This window comes from Streptomyces sp. NPDC002537 (assembly GCF_053594975.1).
The window spans coordinates 1-10,656 of record NZ_JBSFWT010000143.1 but is presented as its reverse complement, the minus strand read 5'-3'; the positions used below and the strand labels follow the sequence as shown (position 1 = coordinate 10,656).

The 10,656-nt window shown below is 72.7% G+C and carries 8 protein-coding genes; 4 read left to right on the top strand and 4 right to left on the bottom strand.

All coding sequences use genetic code 11. From position 1 onward, the window contains the following. Window positions 1-471: 471 nt before the first annotated feature. On the bottom strand, window positions 472-1,284 hold the full coding sequence (locus ACWD4A_RS34090) for a hypothetical protein (protein ID WP_451200132.1): 813 nt from the start codon (window positions 1,282-1,284) through the stop codon (window positions 472-474). A 274-nt stretch (window positions 1,285-1,558) separates the two neighbouring features. Between ACWD4A_RS34090 and ACWD4A_RS34085 the strand changes: the two genes are divergently transcribed. Further along, entirely contained in the window at window positions 1,559-2,809 is a 1,251-nt protein-coding gene (locus tag ACWD4A_RS34085; RefSeq protein WP_451200129.1) for a glycosyltransferase family 4 protein, read from the top strand. After that, complete coding sequence (locus tag ACWD4A_RS34080) at window positions 2,806-3,786, top strand: hypothetical protein (protein ID WP_451200127.1); 981 nt, start codon at window positions 2,806-2,808, stop codon at window positions 3,784-3,786. Before ACWD4A_RS34085 ends, ACWD4A_RS34080 begins: the two co-directional genes overlap by 4 nt. A gap of 39 nt (window positions 3,787-3,825) precedes the next feature. On the opposite strand, the gene ctaD is transcribed toward ACWD4A_RS34080, so the two are convergent. After that, complete coding sequence (gene ctaD / locus ACWD4A_RS34075) at window positions 3,826-5,508, bottom strand: aa3-type cytochrome oxidase subunit I (RefSeq protein WP_451200124.1); 1,683 nt, start codon at window positions 5,506-5,508, stop codon at window positions 3,826-3,828. A 505-nt stretch (window positions 5,509-6,013) separates the two neighbouring features. Here ctaD and ACWD4A_RS34070 point away from each other — a divergent pair. Beyond that, the gene (locus ACWD4A_RS34070) at window positions 6,014-6,229 is read left to right on the top strand and encodes an I78 family peptidase inhibitor (protein WP_451200122.1); all 216 of its coding nucleotides are present in this window, start codon (window positions 6,014-6,016) and stop codon (window positions 6,227-6,229) included. A gap of 73 nt (window positions 6,230-6,302) precedes the next feature. On the opposite strand, the gene ACWD4A_RS34065 is transcribed toward ACWD4A_RS34070, so the two are convergent. Together ACWD4A_RS34065 and ACWD4A_RS34060 are read right to left on the bottom strand one after the other, a co-directional pair. After that, complete coding sequence (locus ACWD4A_RS34065) at window positions 6,303-7,319, bottom strand: phosphatase PAP2 family protein (RefSeq protein WP_451200119.1); 1,017 nt, start codon at window positions 7,317-7,319, stop codon at window positions 6,303-6,305. Between the two features lie 293 nt (window positions 7,320-7,612). After that, the gene (locus ACWD4A_RS34060; RefSeq protein WP_451200117.1) at window positions 7,613-8,797 is read right to left on the bottom strand and encodes a hypothetical protein; all 1,185 of its coding nucleotides are present in this window, start codon (window positions 8,795-8,797) and stop codon (window positions 7,613-7,615) included. 166 nt (window positions 8,798-8,963) lie between these two features. Between ACWD4A_RS34060 and ACWD4A_RS34055 the strand changes: the two genes are divergently transcribed. Then, window positions 8,964-10,559 (top strand): MFS transporter, encoded by a 1,596-nt coding sequence (locus tag ACWD4A_RS34055; protein WP_451200115.1) that lies wholly within the window; start codon window positions 8,964-8,966, stop codon window positions 10,557-10,559. Window positions 10,560-10,656: the final 97 nt, after the last annotated feature.

Here is a 10,656-nt window from a genome sequence, read left to right as displayed (position 1 = left end):
GAGCTCGGTGGAGAAGCTCAGGCCGAACACGTCGAAGGCCTTGACCGGGCGGTGCGCGTCCACGGTGAACTGCGGCACCTTGTGCTCGCGCATCACCCTGGTAGGCGGGCTGGCCGCCGAGCTGGCCGAAGTGGCCGTGCCCGCCGTACTGCCCGTAGCCCGCGAGCTGGTGGCCGAACCCCGCGAACCTCAGTTCCTCCTCGCCGGTGCGGTCGAAGGGGAGCGCCCGGAACGAGCGGCGGTACTCGGAGTAGAGCGCGTCGTAGATCGGGGTCACCGAGACGGGGTGGCTCTGCGGGGCGGCATCGCGGGGTGGCCGCATGCCGGGGATGTGATTCGGGTACGGCATCCTGGAGGCAGGCTCGTATGAGTGCACGTCTGAGCCAACGAGTCCGTGGCCCGGGGGATGCGGGCCGGGCCGGTAATGACCCGCCGGCACGTCGGGTACGGATGCGGGACGCACGGCGCGGATCACGTACCCGCGAGCGGCATGGTGGCGGCGACCAACTGCCCGCGCGCGGCGGCGCGGTCCAGCGCCTCGCGGAGCAGGTCCTCCCGCGGCTGCTGGCCGATCGTGCCCACGGGCGCCGCGAAGACCAGCACTCGCTTCGTCTTGTTGACGGCGGCCCGCCACTCCTTGGCGACCTCCATCGCCTGGTGCGCCTGCCACCACGCGGACGGGTTGCCGCCGCTGACGACCGGCTGCAGGATCGCGTGCAGCCTGCCCACGGCCAGCAGCACCGACCAGCCCGGGGTGGGCGGCGGCACCTGGTCGATCGCGGCGACGGGGGTGAACCCCTGCTCGATGAGGAGGGGCAGGAAGACGTCGACCGGGCCGGTGGTGCCCGGCCGGGCGATGGGCGCGAGCGGTTCGACGACGAGCGCCGGGTGCAGCTCCCCGCCGACCAGGACCAGACCGCTGGTGACCCCGAGCTCCGCCTGCACCGGACCCTCGGCGCCCAGCGGGGCCGCGGGCGGCCCGGCCGGGGCCTGCCGCGCGGGCTCGTCCTCGCCGGTGATGGACCGCACGGCGCCCTGGAGCTGCTCCTCGGAGACCGGGACGACCTGGGAGGGGATGCAGGCGGCGTGCGCGAAGGCCAGCACCGCCGTCTCCTCGCCGACGAAGAGCACCGTGCTGGTGGGCTCCCGCTCGGTGTGGCCGGGGGTGCGGCAGGAGGTGCAGTCGTAGCTGCCGGGGGCGTTGTCGCCGCCGAGCAGGCGGTCGGCTTCCTCGTCGCCGATCTCGGCGCGGACGTCCTCGCTGACGTCGAGCATGCGCGGCACGGTGGCTCCTCGAACTGGGTGCGGGTGCGCCGGGCGGTTCCCGGCTCGTAAGGAGACAACGGGCGATCCGTGGCAGGGGTCACGCTCCGCCGCCCCGTCCCCCGCGCGGACCAGCGACAACGGCCGAAAAGTTCCCGTCCCCGCTACCGATTCCCCATCGCTTGCAGAACGAGTTGGTGATCAGGGCCAACCTCGGAGCCCTCGTCGCGGTCTAATCTCTCGGTAGGCGGGCTGCACGGAATGTCCGCGGTGAAACGGCTGCATACGGGGACGAATGCACATCTCATTCCTGATTCACAACGCGTACGGCATCGGTGGCACGATCCGCACCACCTACAACCTCGCCGGTACGCTCGCCGAGCACCACGACGTGGAGATCGTCTCCGTCTTCCGCCACCGCGAGGAGCCCGTCTTCACGCCGAGCGGCAAGGTGCGCCTGCGCCACCTGGTGGACCTCCGCAAGGGCACCCCGGGCTACGAGGGCGACGACCCGGAGTACGAGCGCCCCGCCACCGTCTTCCCCGCCGCGGAGGGCCGCTACAAGCAGTACAGCGCGCTCACCGACCGGCGGATCGCCGAGCACCTGCGGAGCCTGGACTGCGACGTCGTCGTCGGCACCCGGCCCGGCCTCAACGTGCACATCGCCCAGCAGGCCCGGCGCGGTGTCGCCCGCGTGGGTCAGGAGCACCTGACGCTCGCCACCCACTCCCCGCAGCTGAAGCTGGTGCTGCGCACGCACTACCCCCGGCTCGACGCCGTCACCACCGTCACCGAGGCCGACGCCGCGACCTACCGCAAGCTGATGCGGCTGCCCGGAGTGCGGGTGGAGGCCGTCCCCAACAGCATCCCCGCCCCCGCCCTCGCCCCCGCGGACTCCACCGGCAAGTGGGTGATCGCGGCCGGCCGCCTCGCCCCCGCCAAGCGCTACGACCTGCTGATCCGCGCCTTCGAGAAGGTCGTCGCCGAGCGGCCCGACTGGCGGCTGCGGATCTACGGCGCGGGTGCGGAACGGGCCAAGCTGCGCGCCCAGATCGACAAGCGCGGCCTCTACAACCACATCTACCTCATGGGCCCCGCCACCCCCCTCGACCCCGAGTGGGTCAAGGGATCCATCGGCGTGGTCACCTCCAGCCTGGAGTCCTTCGGCATGACCATCGTCGAGGCGATGCGCAGCGGGCTCCCGGTGGTCTCCACCGACTGCCCGCACGGCCCCGGCGAGATCATCGACGACGGCGTCGACGGCCTGCTGGTGCCCACCGGCAAGGTCGACGCGATCGCCGCCGGACTGCTGAAGCTGATCAACGACGACGAGCTGCGGCGGCGCATGGGCCGCGCGGCCCTGGAGAGCTCCGCCCGCTTCGACCCCGCGGAGGTCGCGGGGCGCTACGAGTCGCTCTTCACCGACCTGTCCTCGCGCGGCGGTCTGCGCGGCTCGCTGCACCGCACCCGGGGCGCCCTGCTCAGCAGCGCGCTGCGGACCAAGGACAGGAGCCGCTCCGCCCTGCGGAAGGCGCGGACCGCATGACCCCTCCCATCGACCGTCCCATCGAGCACACCTCACCCGACGATCCGACCGGCCCGTCCGCGGCCCATATCCCCGAGGAGCCCACCATCGTGTCTGCCCCTCCCCAGGCCATCGGCGTGGAGGACCCGAGCGTCGACTGCATCGCGGACTCCGCGGGCGGGCTCACCTTCGACCTCGACGCCCCCGGCACCGCCGACGCCCCGGGCGACTGGTCCGCGGCGCTCGTGCTGCGCCGCCGGGGCAGCGAGGACGAGGCGGAGGAGGTCCGGCTGCCGCTCGCGCCCGGCGGCGAGGGCCGCCTGCGCGCCGTCCTGCCCAGCACCGTCGCCCTCCCCGAGGGCCGTTGGGACGTCCACGTCGCCTGGGCGGACGCCGGGCCCAGGCGCCTGGTGCCCGGCCTCGCCGACCTCCGTTCGCTGGTCGACCGCAGGCCCGGCCCCGGCACCTCGCCGCTGGCCGTCCGCATCCCGTACGCCACCAAGCACGGCAACCTCTCCCTGCGCAGCTGGCTGCGCGGGCCCCACGCCGAGGCCGGCGACCTGCTGCTCGACGCCACGGGGATGACGCTGCACGGCAGGCTCTACCGGGTGCAGGACCCCGCCGCCTGGCTCGCCGGCGCGGTGGTCGAGGCCCGCCTCCGCCGCGATCCCGACCGGGTCCTCACGGCACCGGTCGCCCCCGACAAGGCGGAGGGCGCCGACGAGCAGGACTTCACCTGCACGCTCCCGTTCGCCGGGCTGGTGGCGGACTGGGCGGGCGGCCTGGACGTCTGGGACCTCTGGGTGCGCGGCGCCGACGGCACGGAGACCGCCCGCGTCGCCCGCATCCTGGACGACGTCGCCGACAAGAAGCAGATCTTCGTCTACCCGGCGCGGGCCGTCGACGCCGCGTACGCCCCGGCGCAGGCCGGTCCGTACTACACGGCGGACAACGACCTCGCGCTGCGCGTCGACGAACGCCCGCCCACCGCGCGCTGATTCACCGGCGGCCGCTCCGGGCCCGGTGGGACTCCCCGTTCAGGGGCCCGCGGGCTCGGGCTCCGTGGCCACCGGCGGTTCCGTCGGGGCCGCCTCGGGGTGGTGCAGGTCGAACGCCGGGGACTCGGAGCGGATGCGCGGCAGCGCCGTGAAGTTGTGCCGCGGCGGCGGGCAGGAGGTCGCCCACTCCAGCGAGCGGCCGAAGCCCCACGGGTCGTCGGTCTCGACCCGCTTCCCGTACCTCGCGGTCTTCCAGACGTTGTAGAGGAACGGCAGCGTGGACAGGCCCAGCAGGAACGCGCCGATCGAGGACACCGTGTTGAGGGCCGTGAAGCCGTCGGCCGCCAGATAGTCCGCGTACCGGCGGGGCATGCCCGCCACGCCCAGCCAGTGCTGGACGAGGAAGGTGGTGTGGAAGCCGATGAACAGCGTCCAGAAGTGCGTCTTCCCCAGCCGCTCGTCCAGCATCTTCCCCGTGAGCTTGGGCCACCAGAAGTAGAAGCCCGCGAACATCGCGAACACCACCGTCCCGAACACCACGTAGTGGAAGTGCGCCACGACGAAGTAGGTGTCCGTGACGTGGAAGTCCAGCGGCGGCGACGCCAGGATCACCCCGGTGAGCCCGCCGAACAGGAAGCTCACCAGGAAGCCGACCGCCCACAGCATCGGCGTCTCGAAGGACAGCGAGCCCTGCCACATCGTGCCGATCCAGTTGAAGAACTTCACCCCAGTCGGCACCGCGATCAGGAACGACATGAAGGAGAAGAAGGGGAGCAGCACCGCGCCCGTGGCGAACATGTGGTGCGCCCACACCACCACCGACAGCGCCGTGATCGCCATGGTGGCGCCGACCAGCATCACATAGCCGAAGATCGGCTTCCGGGAGAAGACCGGGATGATCTCCGTGATGATGCCGAAGAACGGCAGCGCGATGATGTAGACCTCGGGGTGGCCGAAGAACCAGAACAGGTGCTGCCAGAGCAGTGCCCCGCCGTTCTGCGGCTCGAAGATCCGCGCCCCGAACCGCCGGTCCGCCTCCAGGCAGAGCAGGGCCGCCGCCAGCACCGGGAAGGCCAGCAGCACCAGGATCGAGGTGAAGAGCACGTTCCAGGTGAAGACAGGCATCCGGAACATCGTCATCCCGGGTGCCCGCATCCCGATGATGGTGGTCAGGAAGTTCACCGCGCCCAGGATCGTGCCGAAGCCGGACAGCGCCAGCCCCATGATCCACATGTCGGTGCCGGTGCCGGGCGAGCGGACCGCGCTGCTCAGCGGGGCGTAGCCGGTCCAGCCGAAGGACGCGCCGCCCTCGGGCATCAGCAGGCTGCTCACCACGATCAGCCCGCCGAAGAGGTACAGCCAGTACGCGAACATGTTCAGCCGGGGGAACGCCACGTCCGGCGAGCCGATCTGCAGCGGCATGATCGCATTGGCGAAGCCGGCGAAGGCCGGGGTCGCGAAGAGCAGCAGCATGATCGTGCCGTGGGCGGTGAACGTCTCGTTGAACTGTTCGTTGGACATGAACTGCAGTCCGGGGCGGGCCAGCTCGGCGCGCATCAGCATGGCGAGCAGCCCGGCGACCAGGAAGAAACCGAACGAAGTGATCAGATAGAGGTTGCCGATCTTCTTGTGGTCGGTGGTCGTCAGCCAGTCCACCAGGATCCGGCCGGGCTGCCGCTGCCGCACCGGACCGGCGGCCGCCTGCGCGGTGTCCGTCCCCATCTGCACTCCCTCGATAAGACCTTCGACAGGCTTGCGAGCTCACGCCATGATGCTCGTCGCGCGTCCGCCGCGCGAGGGCGCGTCCGGGCCGCGGCCGGGGCTGCGGAGCCTCCCGGTCCGGCTCCGGAACAGCGTTCCGGAAAAACGGAATTCACTGTTCCGACAGGGGTTCCGGCAGGGGTTCCGACGGGGGTTCCGGACGGCTTTTCCCGGGTCCCGGGAAAAGCGATCGCGCACCATATACGAACGGCAGCGGACGCGGGAATTCCAGGTGCGGTACCGGGAGTTATGGCGGACATTTCGAGAAGGCGCCGTGCATTCGCCGACGATGCCCCGTGAAGGCGCGGCACGAGGTGCCGGAAGGCTCGTACGGGTGATACGGGCCGCGGTAAACCGGCGGGAGTTCTCTGTGACAGAAGTGTGACCGGTGGCGGACCCGGAGCGGACGGGACCGTGCCCGCGGCTGTCGCTACCGCGGCCGCGCCCCGGCGCCTACCGTGGCCCCATGGCACCTCTACCGAATGTCCCCGCCGATCCCCACGACGACCCCGGCGCCTATGTCGGCCTCGACGCCGAGCACGCCGCCGAGCGGGCGCGGACGCGCGGCTGGACGACCGTACGGGCGCTGCCTCCGGGCACGGTCGTCACCATGGAATACCGGTTCGGCAGGCTGAACTTCGAGGTCGTGGACGGCACCGTACGGCGCTGCTGGAAGGGGTGAGTGGACGCCCCCCGAACGCCCGCGGCCCCGGCCCCCGTCGAGGGGGCCGGGGCCGCGATGGCGTGTACGGCGCTCAGCTGCCGACCGTGCGGCCGCGTCCCGTGGCCGGTCCGAGCGGCGCGGTGCGCGGCGTGCGGTCCGGGCTGGGCGGGCGGCGGCTGCCGGCCGGCGTGACCGGGGTCCGCTCCGAGCGGACGGTGTGCGGCTTGGGCGACAGGTGCGGCCTGGGGTCGGGCACGCGCGCCGAGCCCCCCGCCGTACGGCTGCCGACGCCCACCGGTTCGCGGACGGGCCGCTGGTCGTCGGCCGCGGGGCGCGGCGCGCCGACCGGGACGGGGGTGACCGGCGCGGGCGCGAGCGAGGTGCGGTCGCGGAGGCCGCGCCAGGCGGCCAGCAGCCACGCCTCGGCGTGGGCCATCGGCACCTCGAACCAGGGCAGGGCCAGCAGCACCAGCAGCCCCGCGCTCCAGCCCAGCGTCACATCGCTCATCCAGTGGGTGCCGAGGTAGACCGTGGTCATCCCCACGCCGAGCGCCAGCAGTGCGGCGATCACCGAGGCGACCCGGCGGGCCCGGGGCGTGGTGGCCAGATAGGCCAGGACCCCCCAGGTCACCACGGCGTTGGCGGTGTGGCCCGAGGGAAATATGTCGCCGCCCGCGAACATCTCGTTCGAGCCGATCGAGGTGGCGTAGTGCGGACCGAGGCGCCCCATCCCGATCTTGGCGGCGCCCACCGTGGCGTTGAGCAGCAGCAGCGAGGTGCCCAGCACCAGCAGCGGCCGCAGCGTCCGCTGCTTGTAGGCGCGCCAGCCCAGCCAGGCGGCGACCGCGACGGCCGTCGGGCCGCGCTGCCCGAGGACCACGAAGTAGTCGAGGAAGGTGTGGATCTCCGGCCACTGCTTGTACGGGCGGAAGAGCATGACCTGCCAGTCGAACCGGACCGGCCAGGACGTGGTGAGCACGCCGACCACGATCGCCAGATAGACCACGGAGGTCGTCACGAAGATCCCGACACGGGTCCGGGTCATCCGCGGCCGCACGGGTTCGGTCGGGCGCTCCTCCAGGCGGACGAGCTCATCGTTGGTACGCACTCAATCGACGTTACATTGCGTGACAGGAGGGTTCGGCCGATCGAGCCTGTTTGTGATGACGATGTGATGTGGAATGCGTCTCAAACATGACTTACGGCACGTTTGATTCTCCGGAATAAGCGGCACTTAAAGAACCCCGGAACGACGGCAGTTGACGCTCTCCCGGCCCTATTTCTTTTTGTGCGCCACCGTTTATCGCCGATTGGCCGACGCGTTCCGCGACGTTTCCGGATCGGCCGCCGGGCCGTCCCGCCGGGCCCCGGCGGAACTCGGCGGACCCTGGCGGAATCGGATCACGGGGGCCCCGAACCGTGCAGCCAGAACGCCCCGTACACCGCGGATACCAGCACCACCGGAGCCACCGTCAGCACCGCCCGCATCGTCCGTAGCCGGGCGACGGCCACCGCGAGCGGCAGCAGCAGCGGGAACGCGGGCATCATCAGCCGCGGCTTGGACCCGAAATAGCCCTTCGCGGTCAGCGCCAGCAGCAGCACGGTCCCCCCGTAGACGAGGAGGGGGAGCGGCTGGCCCCGCCGCACGCCCGCCGCGTACAGCCACAGCACCAGGACCACGCCGAGCAGCAGGCCGGCGCCCGCGGGCCACGCCGGGCCCGTCAGCCGCTCCGCGACGAACGAGCCGAAGGCCGCTCCGCCGTCGAAGCCGTTGCCCCAGCCGCCCTGCACGTCCAGATAGCCCGTCGCGCTCCCGGTCCGTACGCCCACCCACACGACGTACGCGAGCCAGCCCAGCGGCGCCAGCACCACACCCAGCAGCAGCCGCCCGCCCGGCCGCCGCCGGTCGCGCCACAGCGCGGCCGCCGCCGTGATCCACACGGCCGCGACCACCGCCGCACCGACCGGCCGGGTCAGCCCCGCCAGCGCCGCGAGTGAACCCGCCCACACCCACCGGCCGGTGAGCACGCAGTGGACGCCCCACGCGGCCAGCGCGGTGAACAGCGACTCGGAGTACGCCATCGACTGCACGATGCCGACCGGCAGCGCGGCCCACAGCGCCGCCAGCGCGATGCCCGCCCGCCGCCCGTGACAGCGGTCACCGATCAGGAACACCGCCCACGCGGCCGCCAGGGAGGCGACCGCGCTCACCACCAGCCCCGCGTCGGCCGCGGACAGCGGGAAGACGGCCGACAACAGCCGCTCCAGCCACGGCAGCAGGGGGAAGAACGCCAGATCCGAGTGGACCTTGCCGCCCCCGAGATGAAGGGTGTACCCGTAGCCGTCCTCGGCGATGCGGCTGTACCAGAGGGAGTCCCAGCGCGCCGAGAGGAGCTGGTGCGGGTCCTTGCCCGCGACCGCGCCCCACACCGCCAGCACCACCACGCCCAGCACCCGGATCGCCGCGTACGCCAGCAGGGCGGGGGCGGCGTGCCGCAGCGCCCCGCGCACCCGCGGAGCGGCCGCCGCGGGTATCGCCCCGGCGTCCGTACCGGCGGGGGAAACGAGATGAGTCACCCGGCCCATTGTCCAGCACGCGGAACGCGGCCCCCGTGGACGGAGCGCGTGACCGGGAGCACGGATGCGGGCCGGTGACTCGCGTACGCTGTCGACTCACTCGCCCATGATTTCCGCAGGTCCACCGCCCCCCCCCAGACGTGTGGAAGGCGCGAGCGCACGACAGGAGGTGTGCATGTCCGGGACGACCACGGCCGGGCCCCGACGGGCTGCGGGCGTTCCCCGGCAGCGGGTCCGGCGCGGGCCGTGGCTCCCGTCACGCACGGGCCCGGGCCCCGGCGCGAACCGCTGGACCGTGCTCGTCGTGCTCTGCGTCAGCCTGCTGCTCGTCGCCGTCGACGCGACCGTGCTGCACGTCGCCGTCCCGGCCGTCACCGAGGACCTCCGGCCCGGTGCCGTCCAGCTGCTGTGGATCGTCGACGTCTACCCCCTCGTCTGCGCCTCGCTCCTCATCCTCTTCGGCACCCTCGGCGACCGCGTCGGCCGCCGCCGGGTGCTGCTGCTCGGCTACGGGCTGTTCGGCGTCGCCTCCGCCCTCGCCGCGCTCGCCCCGAGCCCCGAGGTGCTCATCGGCGCGCGGGCCCTGCTCGGCGCGGGCGGCGCGATGATCATGCCCGCGACGCTGTCCATCCTCCGGCAGGTCTTCCCCGACCGGCACGAGCGCGCCCTCGCCGTCGGCATCTGGAGCGCGGTCGCGGCCGTGGGCGCGGCCTTCGGGCCGCTGCTCGGCGGCTTCCTCCTCGAACACTTCTGGTGGGGGTCCGTCTTCCTCATCAACATCCCGCTCATGGCCGTCAGCCTGCCCGTCGGCCGCTGGCTGCTGCCCGAGTCCACCGGCGGCCGCGACGGACCCTGGGACGTGTTCGGCGCGCTGATGGCCGCCTTCGGGCTCTTCGGGGTGGTCCTCGCCGTGAAGCGGCTCGGCGGCGGCGAACCGCCGCTGACCCTCGCGACCGCCGTGCCCGCGGTCGCCGGGGCGGGCCTGCTCGTCCTCTTCGCCCGGCGGCAGCGGCGGCGCGCACACCCGCTCGTCGACCTCGGCATGTTCGCCCGGCCCGCGTTCGGCACCTCCGTGGGCTGCATCGTGCTCGCCATGCTCGCGCTCGTCGGGCTGGAACTCATCGCCGCGCAGTACCTCCAGCTCGTCCTCGGGCTCACCCCGCTGGAGACCGGGCTGCGGCTGCTGCCGCTCACCCTCGCCGCGATGGCCGCGGGCCTCGTGGGCTCCCGCATGCTCCGCCGGCTCGGGCCGCGCACGATGGTCGGCGCAGGCTTCCTGCTCACCGCCGCGGCCGTCGTCTCCCTCACCGCGATGGGCACCCACGACCGGCCCGCCGTCCTCTTCGGCTGTTTCGTCCTCCTCGGCTTCGGCCTGGAGACCACGCTCTTCGGCGCGTACGAGTCGATGCTCAGCGAGGCACCGGCGGAGTCCGCGGGCGGGGCGGCGGCGGTCGGCGAGACGTCCTACCAACTCGGCGCGGGCATCGGCATCGCGCTGCTCGGCAGCGTCATGAACGCGACGTACGCGCCCGGCGTCGCCGGAACGCGGGGGGTGCCGGACGCGGCCTCGGCCGCGGCGGGCCGCTCGCTGGGCGAGGCCTACGAGGTCGCTTCGCGGCTGGACGGCCCCACGGGGGACCGCCTGCGCGCGGCGGCGCGCGACGCCTTCGTGCACGGCCTGCATGTGACGCTGCTGCTGAGCGCGGGCTTGCTGCTGCTGGGGGCGGTGGCGGCGTTGCGCTTGCCGCGAGCGACGGACACGGAGCCGTGACGTTTCCCGTCCCTTCCCGGAACTGGGGCTCCGCCCCAGACCCCGAAGCACGCTTCGCGCGCTGTCCTCAAACGCCGGACGGGCTGGTTTTCCAGCC